We start from the raw sequence: 25,280 nt of genomic DNA, 5'->3' as shown, positions 1-25,280 counted from the left end.
ATGCAGGGCCATGGGAGCAGATATCACTCTTCTCAATGAAACCACAGAGGGCGAACCTACTGCCGATCTTCTGATCCGCTCCTCTGCGCTTCACGGGACCACAATAGAAGGCGCGATCATTCCTACTCTGATCGATGAACTTCCGATGATCGCCGTTATGGCAGCTTTTGCAGAAGGAACCACTGTTATCCGGGATGCACAGGAGCTTCGTGTCAAAGAGTCCGACCGCATCCAGGTTATGACGGAAAATCTTCGGAAAATGGGCGCAGATATCCAGGAAACCGAAGATGGCATGATCATTCATGGTGGAAAAGCCCTTCATGGCGCAGAGATCGATTCTCATCTGGATCACCGTGTAGCCATGTCTTTTGCAGTAGCAGGACTGCTTTGTGAGGGAACACTTTCCATCAAAAACGGAGAATGTGTCAACATCTCCTATCCGGAATTCTATTCCGATCTTTATAGTCTGGCAAAATAATTATCTTATATCCAGACAGAGAGCATTTTCATGTATCACAACATCTGTTCCATCAGATGACAGTGCATAAAATGCTCTCTTTTTTTGTATTTCGTATAATTTTTATTTATTATGGATATCATAATTCCAAAATGAAACCATTTTTTTGATAAATTTTATCATTTTTCCCACTTTCCAAATTCCTACTATTATGGTATTATTTTTTCGGAAAATAATTATTTCCAGAGAGGAGCAACGATTATGAAAATTTTGTTTTATGACACCAAGAGCTACGATAGGGAATTTTTTGAGAAGCTGCTTCCATCTTATCCAGGCATTGAAATTAAATTCATTGAAGCAAATATCCATGAAGAAACCGCAGCTCTTGCCCACGGCTACGATGCCATCTGTGCATTTGTAAATGCAGATCTCGGCGCACCGGTCATTGAAGAACTTCACCGCCAGGGTGTAAAACTGATCCTGATGCGCTGTGCCGGATACAATAATGTTGATCTGGAAACTACAGCAAAATGCGGGATCCAGGTGGCACGTGTTCCCGGTTATTCTCCGGAAGCAGTTGCCGAACACGCCATGGCACTGGCTCTTACCGCCAACCGGCACACCCACAAGGCATATATCAAATGCCGTGAAAATAACTTTGCACTGAACGGTCTCATGGGCGTTAACTTTTATCAGAAAACAGCCGGAATCATCGGCACCGGAAAAATCGGTCAGGCAATGGCAAAAATCTGCCGCGGCTTTGGCATGAAGGTAATTGCTTATGATCTTTTCCCTAATAAAAATCTTGACTTTCTGGAGTATGTTTCACTGGACGAACTCCTTTCCACCAGTGATCTGATCAGTCTGCACTGTCCGATGACTCCGGAAACAGAGCATCTGATCAACTCCGAAACGATTGCAAAAATGAAAGATGGTGTGATCCTTATAAATACCTCCAGAGGCGGACTGATCAAAACCGATGACCTGATCGCAGGTATCCGTGATCACAAATTCTTCGCCGTTGGTCTGGATGTTTACGAAGAAGAATCTGCATATGTATATGAAGACATGTCAAGCAGCATTCTTCCTACTTCCACGATCCAGCGTCTTCTGTCCTTCCCAAATGTGACCATGACCTCACATCAGGGATTCTTTACGGTAGAAGCACTGACCAATATTGCGGAGACAACCCTGGAAAACGCAAAAACTTTTATGGATGGAGCTGAAATGAAAAATCTGGTCCACTGATCAGTCTCAGACCTGACATGCAAAATCCCCCGGATACTGATCGTTTATCTGTATCCGGGGGTCTTATTTTGTTCTTTTGATTTTAATAGATCTCGTCAAAAGACTGTCCGTCATCGTCTGTGTAATAAATGCGCTTTGCATCCTGAGTGAAGATCAGCTTCTGTTTCCCTGCATCATCAAGGCTGCACTGCTGATAGGTGACGCCATCCTCTACCGGAAGCATACTGTCTGCATTATCATAGTCTGCAGCAGTCAGATTGGAAGGTACATGGCCATACTCATAAATGTACTGGGCCACTTCATCTTTATCTGTATAGGTGCCATTTTCATCCAGTTTCTTTTCGCTCTGTGAGTCTGCTGCATCCGATGAAGCGGACCCATCTGTGTCTCCTGATCCTGCAGCATTTTCAGAATCCTGCAGTTGCTCCAGGTCGCTTTCATCAGCTACTGCCATCTCATCGTCACCATTCTGGTCCATGGCCTCCACTTCATCCTCACTCAGAGGTTCCAGGTCATCCTGAAAAGCAGATTCGTCGTATTTTTCCTTATCTTTGCATCCTCCCAGCATCATCGCTGCCACCCCGGCAAGCACCAGGATAAAATATCTGAACTTTTTCATGGATCAATCTCCTTTCATGGAATATCGTTCTCGTAAAAGTGCAATTTCTCTTTTCCATCCTTCATCATCATTTGGTGTCTCCAGAATAAAGGGAATTCCCTCAAGAGCCGGATGGCACACCACATTCACAAGTGCATCCAGGCCGATCTGACCTTCGCCGATCTTTGCATGACGATCCTTATGACTGCCCAGTCCGTTTATACTGTCGTTAAGATGAACAGCCTTCAATCTGGAAAGGCCGATCACCCGGTCAAACTCATCAAGAACACCATCCAGATCATGGACAATATCATAACCGCCATCCCATACATGACAGGTATCCAGGCAGACACCCAGTTTATTATTTTTTTCCACCCTGTCAATGATATCACGAAGCTCCTGAAACGTTGCTCCTACTTCTGAACCCTTGCCGGACATAGTTTCCAGAAGGACGGTCGTACTCTGTTCTTCTGTAAGGACATCATTGAGAATTTCCGCAATTTTGGTAATTCCCATCTCAGTTCCCTGCCCTACATGACTGCCCGGGTGAAAATTATAATAATTTCCCGGTGTATATTCCATACGTTTCAGATCATCTGCCATGATCTCTCTTGCAAAATCTCTCAGATTTTCTTTTGCGGCACAGGCATTCATGGTATACGGTGCATGTGCCACCAGCTTTCCAAAATGATTTTCCCTGGAAAGCTCCAGAAATCTTTCCACATCTGCAGGATCGATTTCTTTTGCCTTGCCTCCTCTGGGATTGCGGGTAAAAAAAGCGAACGTATTTCCGCCGTTTTTCAGCATCTGACGTCCCATGGCAGCATAGCCTTTGGACGAACTTGTATGATTTCCGATATATAATACCATATCAGCACCATCTCCCTGTAGTTTATATTTCTGCCTTTTGGCCTAACTATTATATCAAAAACTTCTTTTTCTGAAAAGTCCGCGATTCTTTCTTTACAATACTTACCATTCTTTCTATAATAAAGATATCTTTACATATGAAGGAGAGAAAGAATGGCAAACGACAATCGAAGGCGGCCGCCTCATGGCCATGATCCGGAGCAGGCACGCAGAGAAGCCGCCAAAGCACGAGAAGCACGGCGGAAACATTCTGGTTCTGCATCCCGTAATTCCCGTTCACATTCCACTGGGACTCGCAGGAATGACATCAGCAAAAAATCCAGATATTACCAGGTACGCCGTCAGAAAATGTTTCTTGCAGCTGGCGGGATCCTGATCATACTTATTCTTGTGATCATTTTTTCCGCACGTGCATGCATTTCTTCCCGGAAAGCTGCAGAAGCCGCTGCACTGCAGAAGGCCCAGGAAGAGGAGGCCGCAAAAAAGGCAAAAGAAGAAGCTGCTGCTGTGAAAGATCCCGTTTCACTGACGCTCAGCGTAGTCGGGGACTGCACGTTGGGTACCGATGAGACCTTTGATTATGACACAAGTCTGAACGCATGCTACGATAACAACGGCAAAGATTATTTCTTTAAGAATGTAAAAAGCATCTTTGAGGCAGATGACCTGACAATTGCCAATTTTGAAGGAACCCTCACCGATTCCGATGCCAGAGAAGATAAAACCTTTGCATTTAAAGCACCCGCCGAATATGCTCAGATACTCACCAGCGGTTCCGTTGAAGCCGTAAACACTGCAAACAATCACAGCCACGATTACGGAGAGCAGAGCTACACGGATACTCTGACTGCTCTGGATAATGCAGGCATTACACACTTCGGTTATGATGATACTGCAGTTATGGACATCAAGGGAATCAAAGTTGGTCTTGTCGGAATTTATGAGCTGAAGGATCATCTTGGGCGCGAACAGCAGCTGAAAGATAATATCGCAAAGGTCAAAGCAGATGGAGCAGAGCTTATAGTTGTGATCTTCCACTGGGGCAATGAGACCGAAACAGTTCCTGATACCAATCAGATGACCCTTGGCCGTCTTGCTATCGATGAAGGTGCAGATCTGGTATGTGGCCATCATCCGCATGTACTCCAGGGAATCGAAACCTATAAAGGAAAAAACATCGTCTACAGTCTTGGCAATTTCTGTTTTGGAGGAAACAGTTCTCCAAGTGATATGGACACCATGATCTTCCAGCAGACCTTCACTGTCACCTCAGAAGGCGTACAGGCTGATAACGTGACCAATATCATTCCCTGTTCTATTTCTTCCGCAGATGGCTACAACAATTATCAGCCAACTCCTGCATCCGGAGATGAGGCATCCAGGATCAAATCCAAGATAGAGGAATGCAGTGCTGCGATTCCTGCCGCGGATTCTTCATCCGCTACATCGGAAGGCTCTGACAGTGAAGAATAAATAGCATAACAAAAAATAATATCCCAACAGATCCTGTAATAATGCATGTTTCCATGCTGCGATCCGTTGGGATATTATTTATATAAAAAGTAATTTTAAATCTTATTCGATCATCATGGCATCCCCGAAACTGAAGAAACGATATCTTTCCTTAACAGCTTCTTCATAAGCAGCCATAATATGTTCTTTTCCGGCAAGGGCTGAAACTAACATCAGAAGCGTGGACTCCGGCAGATGGAAATTAGTGATCAGTCCATCGATAGCTTTGAATTTATATCCAGGATAGATAAAGATCTCTGTCCATCCGCTTCCGGCCTTCACGATTCCATCTTCTCCGGCTGCGGACTCCAGGGTACGGCAGCTGGTAGTTCCCACAGAAATCACTCTTCCACCGTTTTTCTTTGTATCATTGATCAGTTTTGCTTGATCTTCTTCCACAATATAAAACTCCGAGTGCATGTGGTGCTTTTCTACATCATCTACCTTTACCGGGCGGAAGGTTCCGAGACCTACATGTAAAGTTACATGTGCAATATTCACACCCTTCTCCTTTACTTTCTCAAGAAGCTCCGGCGTGAAGTGAAGTCCTGCGGTAGGTGCGGCAGCAGATCCCTCATTCTTTGCATATACAGTCTGATAACGGTTCTTATCCTTCAGCTTGTGGGTAATATACGGCGGCAACGGCATTTCTCCCAGCTGATCCAGGATCTCTTCGAAAATCCCCTCATAATGGAACTGGATCAGACGGTTTCCCTCATCTACAATATCAATGATCTCACCCTTCAGGATACCGTCACCAAAAGTAATCTTTGCACCGGGACGTGCTTTTTTTCCCGGCTTTACAAGACACTCCCAGATATCATTTTCGCGGCGTTTTAGAAGCAGGATCTCGATCAGCGCTCCAGTTTCTTCCTTGTGACCATAAAGACGTGCCGGGATAACCTTGGTATCATTGATCACAAGACAGTCTCCCTTATGCAGGTAATCCAGTATATCGGTAAAATGACGATGTTCGATACTTCCATCTTTCAGGGACAGATGCATCAGTCTGGAAGAACTTCTGTCCTCCAGCGGATCCTGAGCGATCAGTTCCTGCGGCAGATCATAATAAAAATCTGATGTTTTCATAATTATTTTTCCACTTCCTCTTTCCACTGTTTGCGAAGCCTGCGGACCTCGTTCCACTCTTTGTTGGTCAGATCAGCCTTTGGTAAAAGATCCGGCCTCCATTTGGCTGTACGGATAATAGACTGCTCTCTTCTCCATTTATCCACATTGGCATGGTGTCCGGAAAGCAGCACCTCCGGAACCTTTTTGCCATGCCATTCCTCCGGGCGGCTGTACTGGGGATACTCCAGAAGATTCCCGGAAAAGGATTCCGTCTCACCGGATTCCTGATTATTCAGAACACCTGGTACCATTCTGGAAATAGAATCCATCATGACCATAGCCGGAAGTTCTCCACCGGTAAGTACATAATCACCAATGGAAACATAGTCTGTTACGATTTCTTCCAGAACACGCTCATCAATTCCCTCATAATGACCACAGAGGAAAACCAGGTCTTCTTCCAGGGCAAACTCTTTTGCCATATCCTGATTGAAGGTTTTTCCCTGAGGAGTCAGAAAGATCACGCGGGGTTTCCTTCCAATACGTTCTGCAATGGATTCATAAGACAGATATACCGGCTCCGCCTGCATCAGCATTCCGGCTCCGCCGCCATAAGGATAATCATCTACCTTCTGGTGCTTATTGAATGCAAAATCCCGTATATTGATCGCTTCCAGTGATAACAGTCCCTTTGTAATGGCACGGCCTGTAATACTTGTGTTCATTCCGTTCTCGATCATTTCCGGAAATAATGTAAGTACATGATAATTCATTTAAACAAGCCCTTTCATCAAATGTACAGTCATGGTATTTTTTTCCACATCCACATCAAGAACACAGTCATGGATCGCAGGAAGCAGGATTTCCTCGCCATCCACACGATCTACAATATAAACATCATTGGCACCGGTCTCCATCACATCACGGAGCACTCCGAATTTCTCCCCATTCTCCAGAAGTACCTCCATTCCGATGAGATCCGCCACATAATATTCGTCCTCGCCAAGCTCCTGTGCCTCTTCACGTGGGATCCAAAGCTCACGGCCCTTATACATTTCAATATCATTGATGTTGTCAATGCCTTCAAACTTCAGGATCGCAAGATTTTTAAAAAACTTTACATTCTGAATATTCAGTCTGCGAAGCTCTTTTCCTGTATCCAGAAGCACATATTCAATATCAAGAAAACGCTCTGCGTCATCCGTTGTCGGAAAAACTTTTACTTCACCACGGACGCCATGGGTCGTTGTAATAACTCCTACCTTTAATAAATCTTCCATTTTTGCTCCCTTTCAGAGTAAAAACAGGAGCCATGGAATCCACAGCTCCTGTCTCTTTTTCATTGCAGAATATCTACAATCACTTTTTTGCTGCTTTTTGAAGAAGCCGCTTTCACAACAGTACGGATTGCCTTGGCAATTCTGCCCTGTCTTCCGATAACCTTACCCATATCGGCCGGTCCGACCTTCAGTTCAACAACAATCGCGTCGTCTTTTTCAGTCTCAGTAACGACTACTTCATCCGGATTTTCAACAAGAGATTTTGCAATTACTTCTACAAGTTGTTTCATTACATACCTCCTTGCTCCTACCTCATTGAGGCCACAGATCCAAATCTGTCAGGTATTATTTCTCGATTCCGGCAAGTTTAAGAAGCTTAGCAACTACCTCTGTAGGCTGAGCACCAGCTGCAAGCCATTTTTTTGCTGCCTCTTCATCGATTTTGTATACGCTTGGGTCAAGGTTCGGATCATATGTTCCGATCTCTGCGATGCATCTTCCGTCACGTTTGCAGCGGGAATCTGCTACTACGATTCTATAGAAAGGTGCTTTCTTCTGTCCCATTCTTCTTAATCTGATCTTAACTGCCATTTTTGTTTTCCTCCAATTATCTTTCTGAAAATTTATTGTTATTTATTAAAAGGGAAGCTTAAAGCCGCCTCTTTTTCCCATATTCATCTTGCCGCCTGTTAATCCCGGCATCTGTTTCATCATCTTCTTGCTCTGCTCAAACTGCTTCACAAGACGATTTACTTCTGTAATATCCACTCCGGCGCCTCTGGCGATACGGTTCTTGCGTGAGATGTTCAGAATGTTAGGGTTACTTCTCTCCTGAGGTGTCATGGAAAGAATGATGGACTTGGTACGGTCCATAGCCTTCTCATCGATCATACCCTCGATATCCTTCATCTTACCGCCCATTCCGGGAAGCATGTTCAGGATACTGGAAATACCACCCATCTTGTTCATCTGCTCCATGCTGGTAAGATAATCATTGAAGTCGAAGTCCATTTTCTTCAGCTTCTTTTGCATCTCCTGAGCCTGTTCCTGATCCACAGATGCTTCCACCTTCTCGATCAGACTCATTACATCGCCCATTCCAAGGATCCTGGAAGCCATACGTTCCGGATAAAACTGTTCCAGATCTGAAAGCTTCTCTCCCATACCAACATAGAAGATCGGTTTGCCGGTCACGGCTTTAATGGAAAGCGCAGCGCCGCCTCGTGTATCACCGTCCATCTTAGTCAGGATCACACCATCAATGCCGACTTTATCAGAAAAGTTCTGCGCCACATTTACTGCATCCTGTCCTGTCATGGCATCAACTACAAGCACTGTAGCATCTACATTCACATTCGCTTTGATATCCTCAAGCTCCTGCATCATATCCTCATCAATGTGAAGACGTCCTGCTGTATCGATGAGCACAACATTCTGCTGATTGGATTTCGCATGCTCGATAGCTGCTTTTGCAATATCCACGGGATTCTGCTTATCTCCCATGGAAAAGACCTCGACGCCCTGTTTCTCACCGTTTACCTGCAGCTGTGTGATCGCTGCCGGACGGTAAACATCACAGGCCACAAGCAGTGGTCTCTTTCCCTTGGATTTCAGTTTGCCTGCCAGCTTGGCAACCGTCGTTGTCTTACCTGCACCCTGAAGACCGACCATCATAAGAACGGTAAGATCCATTCCCGGTTTGATCGGAAGCTCTGTTGTCTCACTTCCCATCAGGTTGACCAGCTCATCATTTACGATCTTGATCACCATCTGTCCCGGATTCAGACCATTCATAACATCCTGTCCGATAGCCTTTTCCTGAACGGATTTCGTAAACTGCTTAACGACCTTAAAGTTAACATCCGCTTCCAGAAGCGCCATCTTAACTTCCTTCAGTGCTACCTTGACATCAGCCTCTGTGAGACGGCCCTTGCCCTTCAGCTTCTTAAATACATTCTGCAGTTTATCTGTTAAACTCTCAAATGCCATTGATCATAACTCCTCTAATATCACATTGGAAATCGCCGCAATATCTTCGGCGTGGTACTTGTCAGCCAGTTCATGGATCTTTATGACCTGACTGCGGATGTTCAGGAATTTCTCGACCAGATGAAGCTTCTCTTCATATTCTTCCAACGTCCGATTGCACCGTCTGATCATATCATGCACACCCTGTCTGCTGATGCCAAGTTCCTCAGCAACCTCACTTAAGGAATAATCCTCAAATACCACACTGGTGTACACCTGCCGCTGCCTCTCTGTCAGAAGCTCTCCATAAAAATCAAATAAAAATGTCTGCTCTACAAATTTCTCCATCTGTAATCACCTTGGCTATCATACACGATTCCATCATACCTGTCAAGGGTTTTTGCTTTACAAATTTATTTTTTCCTGAATTTCACAAAAAAAGGCCGGAAAAGCACTTTTCTGCTGGGTTTTGCAGGCTTTTCCGACCTTTGTTATTTTATTTACTTCTTATTAATAAAAGGCTTGTTTCTGCACTTGTTTTTTCCTTATGATTCTATTATACTGTAAATCAAAAGAATCAAAATTCCACATAATATGGCTATTATTCCTGTTTTTTCCTACAAAATATAGGAAGGAGAATTTTCCTTGAAACTCAGTGCAAGACTCATCTGCTATCATTTACAGAAATCTTTTCCCCTGCATACATCCAGGCTGGATACATTCCCCACCCTTTCCTGCCCTTCCCACTTTGAAAAGAACACCTCTCTTCAGGATGGGCGTGTTTACCTTATCACAGATCCGGATTTTCAGCTCACTTTTCATCATCCCAAAAATATTCTGTTCCTGATGATTGGAAAAATCTATCAGAACTACGAATTAACTCAGCCAAACATGTGTATCATCCCTGAAGATATTCCAGTCAATATTGTCTTTAACAGGATTCAGGATATTTTTATCCTCTATGATCAGTGGAATCAGTCCCTGATGGATTCCCGTCTCCGGAACGCATCTATCCAGGAGCTTCTGGATCTTACAGCTTCCGTTATTCCTAATCCAATAATGCTGATCGGTATGGATTTTACTATCATTGCCTCCAGAGACTGGAATCTAAGTGATCTTTCCAATTCTGTTTTGGGTTCCACTGAAAATTCCTGGGCTATTGTGGACAGCCTGAAGCAGGATCCTCATTACGAAGAGGCTTTTTATAAAACCGGATATTTTTATTATCCGGGAAATGGCCTTACTGCTCCTTCTCTTTGCGTAAATATCTCCAATAATGATAAAGCAGTATACAGGCTGATGTTTTCCGAAGGTGAGGTTCCCCTGGATGATACGTTTGGTTTTGTTCTGGAGTACCTTTCCCAGATGGTATCCCATGCACTTTCCACAGGCATCATGCACAGCCGGGATAAAGCTTTTCCTCTGCATCAGATTTTTATGTCCATTCTGACTGATCCCGGAGCTGATTATGTAAAAGTCAGTCAGCAGCTGACAAATGTAGGGTGGCTTTCTTCCCATATATATCAATGTATTTTGATCCAGACCGGGCTGATCGACCAGAAAAATCTGACCCTTAATGCCATCTGTAACTATCTGGAAAATACAATTCCTGCCACCTGTGCCACGGAACATAAAGGCAATGCTGTGCTTTTTATCAATCTGGATCTCTGCACTCTGACTATCCATGAGATTTCCGATAAGATCGAGGGCTTTATCAAAAGCAGCATGTTAAGCGCCGGATACAGCCGGAAGATGCTTGGACATTTCAATTTCCACCGGCAATACACGCAGGCTTCTGTCACCCTGCAGGTTGGAAAACGCAAAAATCCCGCAGAAAGTATCCACTATTTTGACTCCATCGCTCTGCCCTATATTCTGGAACAGGCAACCAAAAAGCTTCCTGCTTACATGGTCTGTCACGAAAAGCTTCTGTCAATGAAATATAAGGATGATGCAAAGCAATCTCATCTCTATGAAACACTGCGTTGTTTTCTGGAGCACAACCAGAACATTTCTCATACTGCCAGCGCTTTATTTATCCACAGAAGTACTCTTCTTTATCGTCTGGATAAGATCAAAGCTTTTCTGGATTCAGATCTTACAGACAGAAACGAGATCCTGTATCTGTTGCTTTCTTTTCATCTGATGGATATGGAAGAAGAAAACCGGAATACAAGATCATAAAAAACGGGAACTCTCTTAAATATTTAGCGTTTTCCCAGCTGCCAAAATGCAACTGCACTGGCTGCCGCCACATTCAGTGAATCCACACCGTGTGCCATTGGAATACATACCGTATAATCACAGTCCGCAATGGTCTCCGAAGCAAGGCCATCCCCCTCTGTTCCAAGAACTACTGCCAGTTTTTCTTCTGCCATCAGATGAGGATCATCAATATCAAAGGAATCCTCCCTAAGAGCCATGGCTGCCGTCTTAAATCCCATCGCTTTCAGAGACCGGATTCCTTCCGTTTTCCACTCTGTTTTTTCATCAAAAAAAGTCCATGGTATCTGGAATACGGTTCCCATGCTGACACGGATCGCACGGCGGTACAATGGATTGCTGCACCCCGGTGTCAGCAGCACCGCATCCATCCCAAGAGCCGCCGCAGAACGAAAGATCGCGCCTATATTAGTAGGATTTACCACATTTTCCAGAACTGCGATCCTGCGGGCATTTTTGCATACATCGACTATATCAGGAAGCGCCGGCCGGCGCATTGCACAGAGCATTCCTCTTGTGAGCTTGAATCCGGTCAGCTGCGTCAACACATCAAATTCTGCCGTATAAACCGGGATGTCTCCACAACGACGGATCAGTTCTTTTGCCTCACCCTCAACATGTTTATGTTCCACCAGAAAAGAAATCGGCTGACACCCGGAATCCAAAGCTCTCTCAATAACCTTCGGGCTCTCCGCAATAAAGATCCCCTTCTCCGGTTCTGCCCGGTTCAAAAGCTGTATCTCCGAGATCCTGGCATATACATCCAGCTCCGAAGCGTTGAAATCTGTGATTTCTATGATATTTGACATGGTTATTTTTCTCCTGTTCTGTCTTCTTGTTTTCATCCTGCTATTGTAACAGAATCTCTTTGCAAAAGAAAGCCAGGTGCTATATGTTTCCACCTGGCTTTGCTGCTACTTGTAAAACAATTTGTTTATATTCAGATCCTCACTTCCATCCACCGGATCATATCCCCGATCACTTCATCTTTACAATACTCATTCAGGATCTCATGAAAAAGTCCGCCGTAGATCTTCATCTGCTTGTCTTTTGATCCTGCTTCTTTAAAGAAATCATAGGTATCCTGTACACTTACCAGACCGTCTTTCTCGCCGTGTGTCATAAGGACCGGATAATGGAACTCTGCTTTTTTCTCTTTGAACCAGTCAAGTCCGTCGCAGATCGCATAGCATAACCCCGCTGTAAAGGACTGTTTATTGTATGGATCTTTTCCGTACCAGTCTACCACTTCCTGTACAGAGCATACACCTGACCCCAGCTGATTGGCAAGGCGCGTATGTACATCCATTTCTCCCGGCACACCACGTATCAGATTGCCGTTATCTGCGGTCAGCGCACCACTGGTAATGATCCCCCGGAGTTTTTTGTCCGGATATTTGGCTCCGTACAGAGAAACCGTAAATCCGCCCATGCTGTGTCCCAGAAGAAATACCGGAATATCCGGATTTTCCTCAATTGCCATATCCACAACTACGTTGGTGTCGTCCAGAAGCTCATTGAAATCTGAATAAAAAGTCTCTTCACCCTCAGACCGTCCATGTCCTCTGTGATCAAAACGATAGGTTCCGATTCCCGCCTCATGAAGTTTTTCCGCAAAATAATCGTACCTGCCCTGGTGCTCACAGAGTCCGTGGACAATCACGATCACCGCTTTATTGTCTGCTGCCGTTTCTTTTTTCAGATACAGTTTCGTTCCGTCAAACGATGTGATCATACTTTCACCCATAATAAAAACCTCCCTTTTCTTGCTGCGAGATACATATCCCCATTATATGTCTCACGCTATCTGATAGGTTTATCATATCATGAAATCTGTATTTTGATAACCCCTATTACTAATTATCAGCAATTATATGATTTTTACAAAAAGTAATGAAAAATAGAGGAGTGACATATTTTGTTCTCTGAACTATAATCACCTCAGTACAAAGGGGCTGTCGCACTAAAAAATTAGTGCGACAGCCCCTTCTTTTTTCATTGTTAGGGCAAATCCCTAACAAAAACGGCAGCGGAATATCTACATTTCCGCTGCCTGAATTTCTTATTCTACTTCTTCCGGCTCCATGCTGAGCATATGGCCTTCCTGATTTCCAATATCATATTTCTGTCCGTATTCCTTGAAATACTGGTAGTAGTCCGCACTGTTTGTGGGATAGATCTTGGAATCGTGAATATGAAGATCAGATCCTGTCTCTCCGCTCTTCATAAGTGCCACCATAGCACTTGCACAGTGAGTTGCGATACGACAGAAACTGTTGAGGATATCACTAAATACCGTTCCCTCTTCCAGTCCGCATTTGCCCTGGCTCAGTCGCTCTGCATGACGCATCTTCAGTACATCACAAAGTCCTGTGATCACAGCTCCGAGAGGTGCTACTCTCTGTGCCATTTCTTTATCGTCTTTCATGAAAGCATTGCAGGTTATATTGATATCCTCACGAACTGCCTCCATAACAACATTCAGCTCATCCCAGGCTTCCTGTGAAAAATTCGTATGGTTATCATGCATTTCATTGGACATATGAGCAATGTAAGAAGCATGATCACCGATACGCTCAAAGTCATTGATCGTATGCAGATACAGTGAAGTCTGTCTTGTCTGTGCAGAATTCATCTCTCTCTTTGTCAGCTGGATCAGATACTCTCCTAGACGACTTTCATACTTGTCGATCAGATCCTCTTTTCGCTGAACCTTATCATACTTATCCTGCTGATAATCATTCAGAAGATTCATGGCTCTGTTGACATTCTTACGGAGCTTCTTGGACATTCCGTTCATTACACGGTGACACTGTGCGATAGCAAGGGCCGGGTAATTCAGAAGACGCTCTTCCAGAAGATCAAAGTCTGCCTCATCTTCCAGATCTTCTTTGTTATCCTTAACAAGCCAGCATACCAGCTTCTCGATCTTTGAAATAAACGGGAACAGCACGATAACCGTTGCCAGACGGAAAACTGTGTTCAAAAGTGCGATCGCTACCGGTGTCATGGTCATATCCATAAATGTAAAATGTACAAACGCATTCACGGTATAAAAGATCACAGACCAGAGAATCAGACCAAACAGGTCATTGATCAGATATACAAGAGCCGTTCTTTTACCGTTCTTATTTGCTCCGATGGCTGAGATCAGAACTGGACATGCAGCACCAACACCGATACCAAGAACGATCGGAAATGCACTTGCAAATGTCAGGATACCGGTTACGGAAAGAGCCTGGAGCACACCGACTGTTGCAGACGCACTCTGGAGTACCGCAGTAAAAGCGATACCTACGAGAATACCTGCGATCGGATTGGAAAACATAGTCAGCATCTTGATGAACATCGGACTCTCACGCAATGGAGATACCGCACCACTCATCATCTGCATACCTGTCATCAGGATCGCAAAACCAAGCATGATATTTCCCACGTTCTTATGTAAGGTACGCTTACAGAACATACGGAAAATAATACCAACTACAGCCACAACAGCAGAAATAGTTGCTGTGGAAAGAACACTAGCGATTCCATTAGATCCTTCAATATAAGAAAGACATAAGATCCAGCCAGTAATACTGGTTCCGATATTGGCTCCCATGATGATACCGATCGCCTGTTTCAGTTTCATCATACCGGAGTTTACAAAACCGATCACCATAACTGTCGTCGCAGAAGACGACTGGATCACACTGGTAACACCAGTACCAAGTGCGACACCCTTCAGCGGAGTATTGGTCATCTTATAAAGAAATGCTTCCAGCTTATTACCTGCTGCCAGCTTCAGACCATCGCCCATTAGGGACATACCAAACAAAAATAATGATACTCCACACAACAAAGATAAGATCATTGAAAAAATTGCCATAATTTTCTCCTTTGTCATACTCGCTTCCTGTCATAACCTGTCAGGAGCCATGTTATCCTGAAAATGCGACTTTACATTTCCTTAATCTGGATTTTTCTTATTTTTAACATTTTCCCATTTATTATGCCACATCAATTTCCATATTACAACAACAGATTTATTTCGAAAATGAAAAAATTCGAAGGCAGCGGATTATCTTCCAAAACTCTGCCCTCGAAATGGGGATTTTTGAGTGATTTTTCACAAAATTTTCTATTTTTCCAGGCGCATCAGCATATCATCCAAAATATCTTCCAAATACCCTCCCGTTGTTTTTTCCCCTTCTTTTTTTATCTGGAGCATCGCTTTCAAATCTTCATCGGACAGGCAGATGATCAGTTTCCCGCTTTCCCGTAGACTTCCCCGTGCAGCCATTTTCGCATGTTTATCCGCTCCTTTTCTGGAAATAATGATCGCAACTTTACGGAGAGCTTTTTCGTACAGATATTTTTCTGTAGTGTAAATTTCCCTCTGAGTAATAGGCTTTTCATAGTTTTTAAACTCGAACACGATATACTTCGTAGAAAAATACTTACAGATCGTGTCAAAAAAATCCTGTGTCACCCCGTTTTTGATCTTACAGCACATGTCAAAACGATACAGATCTTCCTCTGTTGTCTTCTGCTGCTCCCACAAAGTCAGATATTCTCCAAGGATATATTTCAGAATAGAAACACAAAGTTCCTCATATTTCTTGAAAGCTGCACTACCGGTCTCCAACACTTTTAACTGCGCTATATAGCTGTCAGCAACCGATTCCGGATCCGTATTCTCCATCTGGCTGCTTTCCTCAAAGATAAAAGGCTCCGGTCTCTCCGGTTCTATGTTTTCCACCGAATAATTCAGAATCGAGATCAGTTCGTTCTTCAGTTCCGGATAGTCCTCAAAGAGCCACAGCACATTTCGGATGTCCCAGACATATCCAAGCTTCGCCTCTTCGTACTTTCTCTTAGTCTCATCAGAGACCAGATTCGCCACTACACAGATATTTTGTAATGGCAGATCCTTTTTCTGATCTGACACTGCTTTTCCAACCAGACGGCTATAACTCTGCAACCGTTTAAGTGTAGCGATTTCTTTGGAATCACTGTACATTCTGGTCATAAAGACCCATTCATCGCTTTGGAAAGAAACCCCTTTATATGTAAGGTATTTTTCAAAAAGCTGCTTAAAGCGGGCCATATTTTCCCAGTTTTTCATCTGCACATCACCCTCTGAATTTATATAGGGTTCTACGCAGAGATTGCGAACGACCTGTTCTGTCACTTTTATGTTCGGCGCATATATCAGGCTTCTGTACATCCGGCTTTTGTTTGGCACAGAACGTGGAAAATCTTCCGGAAATCCCTTTAATCTGGCTATTTCTTTGTGTGTGATCTTATGATAGACGCCATGGATACGGATCAGCGGCATTTTTATCAGATTCAGACGAACCTGCCCGGATTCCCGATAACCGCCTTTTTCCCAACACAAAACGCTGTCACCGGCATGCGAAGCATCAATCTTCTCTTTCGCAAAATCAATTCTGTAATACCAGGAATCCTGTGGATTCATTTCCACCCAGCCATCCAACAGGATACTACTCTTATGGACCTGCACCGGCATGATCATATCCGAAGCATTCACTCTTTTTGAAACAATATATGCAAATTCTTCCCGCAGCGGAAATGCAGTAACCTCCGAACTCTGGATATTTTTATGCGTGATATGGTATCCATATTCTTGCAGCTGAAAAATGTGCTCCTTTATGAACCCTTTCCATAATTGCTTTTTCATAACAAAAAGAATGGCCGGCGGTCGTCTTCTTTGCACCAGGGTCAAACTATAAAACACCTCTTCTGCTTTCGACTGCGTCAGATCAAAAGCCCAGACATCACTGTCCGGAACTGTGGCAGGATCTATGGAAGAAAGGCTGCATGCAGTTACATTTTGACTTATATTTTCCTGATAGATCTCTATCACTTTTCTGTCCGGCTCATATGCTTTCAAAATCTCATAACCGGCATTTTGAAAACCAAGAGTCAGCGCACCGATACCGGCATTAAAGATCACCACTGTATTCTTCATATATTTTTTCCTATCTTATTATTTGTACTGTGACAGCAGCTCCAAAAGCTTACCACTGTTGATTGGTTTGTTATAATTGATCCCCACAAGCCAGGATATTCCCTGTACATTTCTGTAAAGACTCCGGATAATTTTTCTCCTTTATCTGCTCTATGGCTGTCCGGGCACTCTGGTTTCAGTTCAATCTCCTCTCTGGCACTACCGGCATAAGCATGTACCCGTCACCCCTTCTTAATATCCCCTGAAAAGCAAAATAATTTCACAGCATCATATGTCTATATGATACCATGAAACTATTTTTGCGTAAAGATTTTATAAAAAAGCCTCAGAGTATTTTCGCATATACATACTCTGAGGCTTTCTCTATAGTCCATATATATTTTTTACTCCACTGTCACGCTCTTCGCCAGATTTCGTGGTTTATCCACATCCAGTCCTTTGGCTACGCTTACGTAGTAACCCAGAAGCTGAAGCGGGATCACTGCCAGGGATGTTGCAAAGTGCGGGTCTGTTTTCGGGATGTAGACGGTGAAGTCTGCGGTATCCTCGATATTGTAATTGCCAAATGTGGTCAGACCCATAAGGTAGGCGCCGCGGCTCTTGCACTCAACCATATTGCTGACTGTTTTTTCGTAGAGATCCGGCTGGGTCAGCACACCGATCACAAGAGTCCCATCTTCGATCAGGGAGATCGTTCCGTGTTTCAGCTCTCCGGCAGCATAGGCTTCAGAGTGAATGTAACTGATCTCTTTCATCTTCAGACTGCCCTCCAGGCTGATAGCGTAATCAATTCCTCTTCCTACAAAGAAAGCATCTTTTACATTTGCCTGTTTGGAGGCAAACCACTGGATACGCTCCTTATCTTCCAGGATCTTACAGATCTTATCCGGAAGTGTCTGCAGTTCACTGATATAATTGCTGTAGGCTTCTTCTATGATCGTTCCTCTTACCATTGCAAACTGGATCGCAAGTGTATAAGTTGCGATCAGCTGTGTGCTGTACGCCTTGGTAGTAGCTACAGAAATCTCCGGTCCGGCCAGAGTATAAAATACATTATCAGCCTCACGTGCAATGGAAGATCCCACTACATTAACGATTCCCAGTGTACGAATACCATTTTCCTTGCATTTACGAAGTGCTGCAAGACTGTCTGCTGTTTCACCGGACTGGCTGATGATCACTGCAAGGCTGTTGGTGTTAAGGGCCATTTTTCGGTAACGGAATTCGGAAGCGAGCTCTACCCTTACCGGGATCTGTGCAAGATCCTCGATCACATACTGTGCTGCCATTCCTACGTGATAAGCGGAGCCGCAGGCTATGATATAGATCTGCTGGATGTTCCGGATGCTTTCTTCTTCCAGGCCAACTTCACTGAGGTCGATCTTTCCATCCTTGAGCACGGAATTCAACGTATCCAGTACTGCCTTTGGCTGTTCATGGATCTCTTTCATCATGAAATGCTCATATCCGGCTTTTTCCGCTGCTTCTGCATCCCATTCAATGGTTTTCAGCTCTTTCTCGATCTCATCTCCATCAAGATTGTAGAAGGTGACTTCGCCTTTTTTCACACGCGCCATCTCCAGATTGCCGATATAATATACATTGCGGGTGTATTTCAGGATCGCCGGTACGTCAGAAGCGATAAAGGATTCATCTTCTGCCACTCCAAGGATCATGGGGCTGTCTTTTCTGGCTACATATATTTCACCCGGATAATCCCTGAACATGATCGCAAGGGCATAGGAACCACGGATACGTACCATGGAATGTGTGATGGCATCCACCGGTGTTCCCTCATATTTCTTGTAATAATAATCGATCAGCTTGACTGCTACCTCGGTATCGGTCTCAGAATAGAAAGTATAGCCTTTACGGGCGAGCTTATTTTTCAGTTCCTGATAGTTCTCAATGATGCCGTTGTGGACTGCTACGATATTACCGTCGTCTGTCATATGCGGATGTGCATTGTTCTCAGAAGGTTCACCATGAGTTGCCCATCTGGTATGACCGATACCACAGGTTCCCGGTACAGTCTCTCCGCCGTTTGTCTTTTCTGACAGAACTTTCAGTCTTCCCTTGGCTTTGATCACTTCCGTCTCGTCCTCGCCGTCACGTACGGCGATTCCAGCGGAATCATATCCTCTGTATTCCAGCTTGGAGAGTCCATCTAAAAGGATCGGAGCTGCCTGGTGTCTACCTGTAAATCCTACAATTCCACACATATTTATCTGTCCTTTCTGTCTATGCAGGTATTTTCGCAAAAGACCGGGCTGTTACATCATATGCAACAGTCCGGTCAGAAGTTTCAGTTATTGCAATATAACACGTCCTACAGTATAGCACGTACCACTCTTGGTTTGCAACCCGCTTTTTCCAGAGCTGCAACGATCTGATTCTTATGATCTGTTCCGAATGCTTCCATAGTGATCCGAAGTTCTACGGCTGCATTTCGGTTGGTACTTACAAACTGGTTATGATCCAGTTTGATAACATTACCCTGATTTTCAGCGATCACACTTGCAACACGTACCAGTTCACCTGGCTTATCCGGAATAAGTACGGATACGGTAAAGATACGGTCACGCTGGATCAGTCCGTGCTGTACAACCGATGACATGGTGATCACATCCATATTTCCACCGCTTAAGATGGAAACGATCTTCTTATTCTTTACATCCAGATGACGGAGAGCTGCTACAGTAAGAAGTCCTGAGTTCTCTACGATCATCTTGTGGTTTTCTACCATATCAAGAAAAGCCACGATCAGCTCATCATCATCGATGGTAATGATATCGTCCAGATTTTCCTGGATATATGGGAAGATATTTTTTCCCGGAGTCTGTACTGCAGTACCATCTGCGATAGTATTTACGTGAGGAAGCGTTACGACCTCCCCTTTCTCCAGGGATGCCTTCATACATGCTGCGCCTGCCGGCTCAACACCGATGACTTTGATGTGTGGATTCAGAAGCTTCGCAAGTGTAGAGACACCTGTAGCAAGTCCGCCCCCTCCGATCGGTACCAGAATGTAATCTACAAGCGGAAGTTCCTGTACGATCTCCATGGCGATAGTTCCCTGACCGGTTGCTACTGCCGGATCGTCAAATGGATGGATAAAGGTATATCCTTTTTCTTCTGCAAGGGCAAGTGCGTGTGCGCAGGCTTCGTCATACACGTCGCCGTGAAGGATAACCTCCGCACCGTAACTCTTGGTGCGCTCTACCTTGATCAGTGGTGTGGTAGTTGGCATGACAATGACTGCTTTTACTCCATATTTATGTGCAGCATAAGCAACACCCTGGGCATGATTTCCTGCAGATGCAGTGATCAGCCCTTTGTTCCTCTCTTCGTCAGAAAGTGTGCTGATCTTGTAATATGCGCCACGCACCTTATATGCACCGGTACGCTGCATATTCTCTGGCTTCAGATAAACCTTATTTCCCGTCATATCTGAGAAATAACTGCTGTATATCAGCTTTGTTTCCTGTGTCACTTCTTTTACTTTTGCTGCCGCTTCCTCAAAGCTCTCTAATGTAAGCATTTGTATTTAGCTCCTTTCTTCTACGTCAAAGAGGGCGTTTACAAATGCGTCTGCATCAAATTTCTGCAGGTCATCGATACTTTCGCCTACTCCGATGTATTTTACTGGTATGTCAAGCTCAGACTGGATCGCTACTGCGATTCCGCCCTTGGCTGTACCATCAAGTTTGGTAAGAATGATTCCGGTAACGTTTGCGACCTCGGCAAACTGTCTTGCCTGGGAAAGCGCATTCTGGCCCGTGGTTCCGTCAAGAACTACCAGCGTTTCCAAATATGCTTCCGGATACTCACGTTCCAGAATACGGTAAATCTTGCGAAGCTCTTCCATAAGGTTTTTCTTATTATGAAGTCTTCCTGCGGTATCGCAGATCAGAATATCTGCATTTCTGGCTTTGGCTGCTGCCACGGCATCATAGACAACAGATGCCGGATCTGCTCCGTCCTGGCCGCCAATGATCTCAACGCCTGCACGGTTAGCCCACTGTGTCAGCTGCTCTCCGGCTGCCGCACGGAAGGTATCTGCTGCTCCGAGGATGACCTTTTTTCCCTGATCCTTTAATTTACCGGCCAGTTTGCCTACAGAGGTAGTCTTACCTACTCCGTTGACACCGATCACAAGGATCACGGATTTCCGGTTCTCAAACTCATATTCTGTGCTTTCTACCTGCATCTGTTTTTTGATGCTGTCGATCAGAAGCTGTTTGCACTGGGACGGCTCCTTGATATGCTGCTCAGCAACCTGCTCCTTTAAATGCTCCAGAATGGAGGTGGTTGCGTTAATGCCGATATCTCCCATGATCAGGATCTCTTCCAGTTCTTCATAAAAATCATCATCAATACTGGAAAAACCGCTGAAAATGGAATCAAAGCCGGCAACGATATTGTCTCGCGTTTTGGTAAGTCCGCTTACCAGACGTTTAAAAAATCCTTTTTTTTCTTCTGCCATACTGATTCATCCCCTCTGCTACTGGGTAAGCTGGTTCTCTACTAAATCTACGGATACCAGCGTGGATACCCCTTTTTCCTGCATGGTAATTCCATAAAGCCTGTCTGCTGCATTCATGGTACCACGTCTATGTGTTATTATAATAAATTGTGTGTTCTTCGTCAACTTCTGAAGATATCCCGCAAAACGTCCTACATTGGAATCATCCAGTGCAGCCTCGATCTCATCCAGAAGACAGAATGGTGAAGGCTTCAGATTCTGGATCGCAAAAAGAAGTGCAATGGCTGTCAGAGCTTTTTCCCCACCGGAAAGCTGCATCATGTTCTGAAGTTTTTTTCCGGGCGGCTGGGAAATGATCCGGATCCCTGCCTCAAGGATATCCTCGTCTTCCGCAAGTTCCAGAGTTCCCCGGCCTCCGCCGAACAGTTCTTTGAAGGCTTTATCAAATTCTTTCTGGATCTCTCCGAATTTTTCGCTGAACTGCTTCCGCATGCCCTCATCCAACTCCTGGATGATCTGTTCCAGCGTTTTTTCCGCTTCCAAAAGATCGTTGTACTGACCGCTTAAGAACGTATGCCGTTCCAGAAGTTCTTTGTAATCCTCAATGGCATTGACGTTGACAGAGCCAAGAGCTCGGATCTCGTCCTTTAATTTATGGATCTGCTGCTTCATCACATGCCTGTCATTCATTTCTTCTTTCCTGTACTGCAAGGCATTATTCGGAGTGATCTCGTATTCTTCCCACATATAGGAAATCCTTGCTTCCCGGTTCTCTTCGATCTTTTCTGCCTGAGTCTTCAGTCGGAAGCATTCTTTGTCCAGAAGACTGATCTGGCCAGACAGCTCATCACGCTTTTCAAAAAACTCCTTATGGCTTTTTGTGCGCTCTTCCTTTTCCTGCTGCCATTTTTCCAGCTGTTTTGCAGCCACCTCTTCTTTTGCGGCAAAGCCTTCGATCTCCTTACGGACCTTGTCGATCGTCTTTCTCTTTTCTGCAGTTTCCTGGCTGCCTTTTTCCAGAGAATCCAGAATTTCTTCCCTCTCTTTCGAAAGAACTTCGATTTCCTCTTTCAGGCGCCGCAGATTTTCCTTTATGAAGCTTTCCTTCTGCTGGGATGCAGATGCGTCAAGACGGATCCTTTCCAGCTTCTCTGAAGTCTCCGCTTCGTCCTTTTTCCAGTCCTCCAGCTCCTTCTGCCGGGTCTCGATAAACGTTTCCAGCTCTTCCTCATCCCTTTTGGATGCTTCAAGTTCCTGCGTGATCTTTATGTTATCTGCCTGCATGTCTCTTGCCTGAAGACGGATCTCCTCCTGCTCCCTCTCGATTCTGGTATAACCGCCGCGGATCTCCTCCGCTTTTTTCTCCAGCTGTTCAATGTTCAACCTGGCTGTATTCTGCTGAATGGATTGTTCCTGAAATTTCTGCTGCAGCGCCGCCACAGTATCACGCATCTCATTTCTTCTGCTGCGGTTATCTTCCATGGACTGTCGGATCTCATGATACCCGGCTGCCAGCTCTTTTACCTTCTTTTCCAGTTCCTCGATCTCACGACGACGCCCAAGAAGATTGCTGTTGTTCTTAAAAGCTCCACCGGTCATGGAACCGCCTGGACTTAAGGATTCTCCCTCCAACGTTACCATACGGATACTGTGTCGGTATTTTCTGGCAATGGCAATAGCATGATCGATATGATCCACCACCAGCACTCTGCCAAGAAGATATCCGATCAGACCGTCATATTCCTTCTCTGCAGTTACCAGGCCACTGGCAAGACCAATAGCTCCCGGTTCGTTCAAAGCACCTCTCTGATTAAACTCGCCTCTTGAAGAAATGCTGTTTAACGGGAGAAAAGTCGCACGACCATACCGGTTTTTCTTCAGGAATTCGATCATCTGCTTAGCAGTCTGCTCGTTATCCGTAACGATATTCTGAATACTTCCGCCAAGAGCTGTCTCAATAGCGATCTCATAATTTTTTTCAACGTGAATGATATCCGCCACTACGCCACGGATCCCAGGAACATGATTCTTCTGTTCCATGACACGGCGGATACTGTTTCCATATCCATCATAACGTTCTGTGATATTGCGGAGGGATTCCAGTCTAGATGCCTCTCTATGATAGGACGTCTGTTCCTTTTCCAGCTGTGTATTCTGCTGTTTAAGGGTTTCCTGGATGGCATGTATCTCTTTTGTAAGACGGCTGCCTTCTTCTCTGGTTTCCTGAATGGCCTTCGTGATAGTGTCGTATTCCTTCTGTGCCTGATCGATCGCTGACTGCTGCTCCTCTTCCTGGGTTTTCAGGGAAAGGATCCTCTGACTGATTCCTGCTTTCCGGATATCCAGCTGCTCCTTCATGGCATCAAAACGCTGTGCCTTACCTTTGGTGTTTGCACGGGAATTAAGGATTTCAATGATCTCATTCTTACCATCTTCCACTACCTGGGTGCATTCTTCGATGCTACTCTGGATATTGTCCATTTTTTTCTGCTCGTCAGCAAGTTTTCTGTCGATCTCCCGTAAATTTGCCTGAAGATCTGCTTTTTGCTCTTCCAGAGCTTCCTGGTCTGCAGATTTTTTCTCCGTATCTTCCTGAACTGCTAAAAGACGGCTGCGATAATGACTGTCATTCTGCTCTCCTGCCAGGATCTGTTCATGAAGAACATTGATCTCACCGGACAGCTGTTGTTTACGGATAGCACGATCCCGGCTTTCTTCCCTCAACGCCTCCATCCGCTCATTCAGCTCTTCCAGTATTTTTTCCAGACGTTCATATTCATCCTTGGTACGACTATGAGCATCCTGGGCTTCTTTTAACTGATTTTCTGCGATCCTGGTTTTTTCTTCCAGCTCGCGGATCAGATTTCCGGTGTGTTCATATTCCAGGAGGAACATATTTATATCCAGCTCTTTCAGATTTTCTCTTTTTGCCAGATATATTTTTGCAGTCTCAGACTGACGTTCCAGCGGTTCCAGCTGCTTGGTCAGCTCACTTAAGATGTCCGTGACACGGACCAGATTCTGTTGTTCTTCCTCAAGCTTCTTCAGTGTGGTATTTTTTCGTCTTTTAAATTTGACGATCCCGGCTGCCTCGTCAAAAAGCTCTCGGCGTTCTTCGGGTTTTCCACTTAAGATCTTATCGATCTGACCCTGTCCGATGATGGAATATCCTTCTTTTCCGATACCGGTATCATAGAACATCTCATTGATGTCCTTTAAACGACAGGAGCTGCCGTTGATGCGGTATTCGCTCTCACCGGAACGATACAGTCTTCTGGTAACGGTTACTTCTTCAAAATCCACCGGGAGCTTGTGATCACTGTTATCAAGTGTAATAGCCACGGACGCAAAGCTCAGAGGCTTGCGAAGCTCCGTTCCTGAAAAGATAACATCCTGCATATTCCCGCCTCGAAGCTGCTTGGCGCTCTGTTCTCCCAGAACCCAGCGGACTGCATCGCCAACATTACTTTTTCCGCTGCCGTTAGGTCCTACGATGCCGGTGATCCCGTTATGAAATTCAAAATTTATTTTCTGTGCAAAGGATTTAAATCCCTGCACCTCTATATTTTTCAGATACATTGGCCACCTGC

Annotated in this window: 21 protein-coding genes; 4 read left to right on the top strand and 17 right to left on the bottom strand. The window is 44.7% G+C overall.

Translation table 11 applies throughout. From position 1 onward, the window contains the following. Both AB5026_RS03205 and AB5026_RS03200 read left to right on the top strand, forming a co-directional pair. Window positions 1-478 (top strand): 3-phosphoshikimate 1-carboxyvinyltransferase (locus AB5026_RS03205; RefSeq protein WP_368212733.1); only part of this gene is annotated, 478 nt, incomplete at its 5' end. Between the two features lie 240 nt (window positions 479-718). Next, window positions 719-1,705 carry a 2-hydroxyacid dehydrogenase gene (locus AB5026_RS03200; protein WP_092069945.1) on the top strand — a complete coding sequence of 329 codons (987 nt, stop codon included), beginning with the start codon at window positions 719-721 and terminating at the stop codon, window positions 1,703-1,705. 82 nt (window positions 1,706-1,787) lie between these two features. Here AB5026_RS03200 and AB5026_RS03195 read toward each other — a convergent pair whose 3' ends face one another. Together AB5026_RS03195 and AB5026_RS03190 are read right to left on the bottom strand one after the other, a co-directional pair. Continuing rightward, window positions 1,788-2,324: a ribonuclease domain-containing protein gene (locus AB5026_RS03195; RefSeq protein WP_022426502.1), complete on the bottom strand. Its 537-nt coding sequence runs from the start codon at window positions 2,322-2,324 to the stop codon at window positions 1,788-1,790. Window positions 2,325-2,327: 3 nt separating this feature from the next. After that, window positions 2,328-3,173 carry a deoxyribonuclease IV gene (locus AB5026_RS03190; RefSeq protein WP_173760463.1) on the bottom strand — a complete coding sequence of 282 codons (846 nt, stop codon included), beginning with the start codon at window positions 3,171-3,173 and terminating at the stop codon, window positions 2,328-2,330. Between the two features lie 153 nt (window positions 3,174-3,326). Between AB5026_RS03190 and AB5026_RS03185 the strand changes: the two genes are divergently transcribed. Beyond that, window positions 3,327-4,646, top strand: coding sequence for a CapA family protein (locus AB5026_RS03185; protein ID WP_368212731.1), 1,320 nt, complete (start codon window positions 3,327-3,329; stop codon window positions 4,644-4,646). A gap of 102 nt (window positions 4,647-4,748) precedes the next feature. Here the strand turns inward: AB5026_RS03185 and queA are convergent, their stop codons facing one another. From queA to ylxM, 7 genes are read right to left on the bottom strand one after another with little or no spacing between them, the layout of a single operon-like run. Next, window positions 4,749-5,774, bottom strand: coding sequence for a tRNA preQ1(34) S-adenosylmethionine ribosyltransferase-isomerase QueA (queA, locus tag AB5026_RS03180; RefSeq protein WP_015525215.1), 1,026 nt, complete (start codon window positions 5,772-5,774; stop codon window positions 4,749-4,751). 2 nt (window positions 5,775-5,776) lie between these two features. Next, a complete protein-coding gene (gene trmD, locus AB5026_RS03175; protein WP_015525216.1) occupies window positions 5,777-6,529 on the bottom strand; it encodes a tRNA (guanosine(37)-N1)-methyltransferase TrmD in 753 nt (250 codons plus the stop codon). Next, entirely contained in the window at window positions 6,530-7,036 is a 507-nt protein-coding gene (gene rimM / locus AB5026_RS03170; RefSeq protein ID WP_059085894.1) for a ribosome maturation factor RimM, read from the bottom strand. Window positions 7,037-7,095: 59 nt separating this feature from the next. Next, a complete protein-coding gene (locus AB5026_RS03165; RefSeq protein WP_015525219.1) occupies window positions 7,096-7,326 on the bottom strand; it encodes a KH domain-containing protein in 231 nt (76 codons plus the stop codon). A 55-nt stretch (window positions 7,327-7,381) separates the two neighbouring features. Continuing rightward, window positions 7,382-7,627 (bottom strand): 30S ribosomal protein S16, encoded by a 246-nt coding sequence (gene rpsP / locus AB5026_RS03160; protein WP_015525220.1) that lies wholly within the window; start codon window positions 7,625-7,627, stop codon window positions 7,382-7,384. A 45-nt stretch (window positions 7,628-7,672) separates the two neighbouring features. Continuing rightward, window positions 7,673-9,025, bottom strand: coding sequence for a signal recognition particle protein (gene ffh / locus AB5026_RS03155; RefSeq protein WP_015525221.1), 1,353 nt, complete (start codon window positions 9,023-9,025; stop codon window positions 7,673-7,675). Window positions 9,026-9,028: 3 nt separating this feature from the next. Then, on the bottom strand, window positions 9,029-9,352 hold the full coding sequence (gene ylxM / locus AB5026_RS03150; RefSeq protein ID WP_015525222.1) for a YlxM family DNA-binding protein: 324 nt from the start codon (window positions 9,350-9,352) through the stop codon (window positions 9,029-9,031). Between the two features lie 297 nt (window positions 9,353-9,649). Here ylxM and AB5026_RS03145 point away from each other — a divergent pair, with 297 nt between their 5' ends. Beyond that, on the top strand, window positions 9,650-11,188 hold the full coding sequence (locus tag AB5026_RS03145) for a PucR family transcriptional regulator (protein ID WP_368212730.1): 1,539 nt from the start codon (window positions 9,650-9,652) through the stop codon (window positions 11,186-11,188). A gap of 23 nt (window positions 11,189-11,211) precedes the next feature. Here AB5026_RS03145 and AB5026_RS03140 read toward each other — a convergent pair whose 3' ends face one another. The 8 genes from AB5026_RS03140 to smc form a co-directional block, all read right to left on the bottom strand. Then, entirely contained in the window at window positions 11,212-12,036 is an 825-nt protein-coding gene (locus AB5026_RS03140; RefSeq protein ID WP_114002543.1) for an RNA methyltransferase, read from the bottom strand. Between the two features lie 131 nt (window positions 12,037-12,167). Beyond that, the gene (locus AB5026_RS03135) at window positions 12,168-12,974 is read right to left on the bottom strand and encodes an alpha/beta hydrolase (protein ID WP_015525224.1); all 807 of its coding nucleotides are present in this window, start codon (window positions 12,972-12,974) and stop codon (window positions 12,168-12,170) included. Window positions 12,975-13,289: 315 nt separating this feature from the next. Then, the gene (locus AB5026_RS03130) at window positions 13,290-15,098 is read right to left on the bottom strand and encodes a Na/Pi cotransporter family protein (RefSeq protein ID WP_044962146.1); all 1,809 of its coding nucleotides are present in this window, start codon (window positions 15,096-15,098) and stop codon (window positions 13,290-13,292) included. 252 nt (window positions 15,099-15,350) lie between these two features. After that, window positions 15,351-17,204: a DNA cytosine methyltransferase gene (locus AB5026_RS03125; protein ID WP_110103255.1), complete on the bottom strand. Its 1,854-nt coding sequence runs from the start codon at window positions 17,202-17,204 to the stop codon at window positions 15,351-15,353. 383 nt (window positions 17,205-17,587) lie between these two features. Then, window positions 17,588-19,426 carry a glutamine--fructose-6-phosphate transaminase (isomerizing) gene (glmS, locus tag AB5026_RS03120; protein ID WP_368212729.1) on the bottom strand — a complete coding sequence of 613 codons (1,839 nt, stop codon included), beginning with the start codon at window positions 19,424-19,426 and terminating at the stop codon, window positions 17,588-17,590. A gap of 107 nt (window positions 19,427-19,533) precedes the next feature. Continuing rightward, the gene (ilvA, locus tag AB5026_RS03115; RefSeq protein ID WP_015525229.1) at window positions 19,534-20,745 is read right to left on the bottom strand and encodes a threonine ammonia-lyase; all 1,212 of its coding nucleotides are present in this window, start codon (window positions 20,743-20,745) and stop codon (window positions 19,534-19,536) included. Between the two features lie 6 nt (window positions 20,746-20,751). After that, window positions 20,752-21,690 (bottom strand): signal recognition particle-docking protein FtsY, encoded by a 939-nt coding sequence (ftsY, locus tag AB5026_RS03110; RefSeq protein ID WP_015525230.1) that lies wholly within the window; start codon window positions 21,688-21,690, stop codon window positions 20,752-20,754. 18 nt (window positions 21,691-21,708) lie between these two features. After that, a complete protein-coding gene (gene smc, locus AB5026_RS03105) occupies window positions 21,709-25,269 on the bottom strand; it encodes a chromosome segregation protein SMC (protein ID WP_349073156.1) in 3,561 nt (1,186 codons plus the stop codon). Window positions 25,270-25,280 lie beyond the last annotated feature (11 nt).

It is taken from the genome of Blautia sp. RTP21359st1_E11_RTP21359_211015 (assembly GCF_040910705.1).
GTDB lineage: Bacteria > Bacillota > Clostridia > Lachnospirales > Lachnospiraceae > Blautia_A > Blautia_A fusiformis.
This window is presented reverse-complemented; position numbering and strand designations above follow the sequence as displayed.

Coding starts and splice junctions, on each gene's coding strand:
- AB5026_RS03200 (WP_092069945.1), top strand. CDS start 719: ATGAAAATTTTGTTTTATGACACCAAGAGCTACGATAGGGAATTTTTT.
- AB5026_RS03195 (WP_022426502.1), bottom strand. CDS start 2,324: ATGAAAAAGTTCAGATATTTTATCCTGGTGCTTGCCGGGGTGGCAGCG.
- AB5026_RS03190 (WP_173760463.1), bottom strand. CDS start 3,173: ATGGTATTATATATCGGAAATCATACAAGTTCGTCCAAAGGCTATGCT.
- AB5026_RS03185 (WP_368212731.1), top strand. CDS start 3,327: ATGGCAAACGACAATCGAAGGCGGCCGCCTCATGGCCATGATCCGGAG.
- queA (WP_015525215.1), bottom strand. CDS start 5,774: ATGAAAACATCAGATTTTTATTATGATCTGCCGCAGGAACTGATCGCT.
- trmD (WP_015525216.1), bottom strand. CDS start 6,529: ATGAATTATCATGTACTTACATTATTTCCGGAAATGATCGAGAACGGA.
- rimM (WP_059085894.1), bottom strand. CDS start 7,036: ATGGAAGATTTATTAAAGGTAGGAGTTATTACAACGACCCATGGCGTC.
- AB5026_RS03165 (WP_015525219.1), bottom strand. CDS start 7,326: ATGAAACAACTTGTAGAAGTAATTGCAAAATCTCTTGTTGAAAATCCG.
- rpsP (WP_015525220.1), bottom strand. CDS start 7,627: ATGGCAGTTAAGATCAGATTAAGAAGAATGGGACAGAAGAAAGCACCT.
- ffh (WP_015525221.1), bottom strand. CDS start 9,025: ATGGCATTTGAGAGTTTAACAGATAAACTGCAGAATGTATTTAAGAAG.
- ylxM (WP_015525222.1), bottom strand. CDS start 9,352: ATGGAGAAATTTGTAGAGCAGACATTTTTATTTGATTTTTATGGAGAG.
- AB5026_RS03140 (WP_114002543.1), bottom strand. CDS start 12,036: ATGTCAAATATCATAGAAATCACAGATTTCAACGCTTCGGAGCTGGAT.
- AB5026_RS03135 (WP_015525224.1), bottom strand. CDS start 12,974: ATGGGTGAAAGTATGATCACATCGTTTGACGGAACGAAACTGTATCTG.
- AB5026_RS03130 (WP_044962146.1), bottom strand. CDS start 15,098: ATGGCAATTTTTTCAATGATCTTATCTTTGTTGTGTGGAGTATCATTA.
- AB5026_RS03125 (WP_110103255.1), bottom strand. CDS start 17,204: ATGAAGAATACAGTGGTGATCTTTAATGCCGGTATCGGTGCGCTGACT.
- glmS (WP_368212729.1), bottom strand. CDS start 19,426: ATGTGTGGAATTGTAGGATTTACAGGTAGACACCAGGCAGCTCCGATC.
- ilvA (WP_015525229.1), bottom strand. CDS start 20,745: ATGCTTACATTAGAGAGCTTTGAGGAAGCGGCAGCAAAAGTAAAAGAA.
- ftsY (WP_015525230.1), bottom strand. CDS start 21,690: ATGGCAGAAGAAAAAAAAGGATTTTTTAAACGTCTGGTAAGCGGACTT.
- smc (WP_349073156.1), bottom strand. CDS start 25,269: ATGTATCTGAAAAATATAGAGGTGCAGGGATTTAAATCCTTTGCACAG.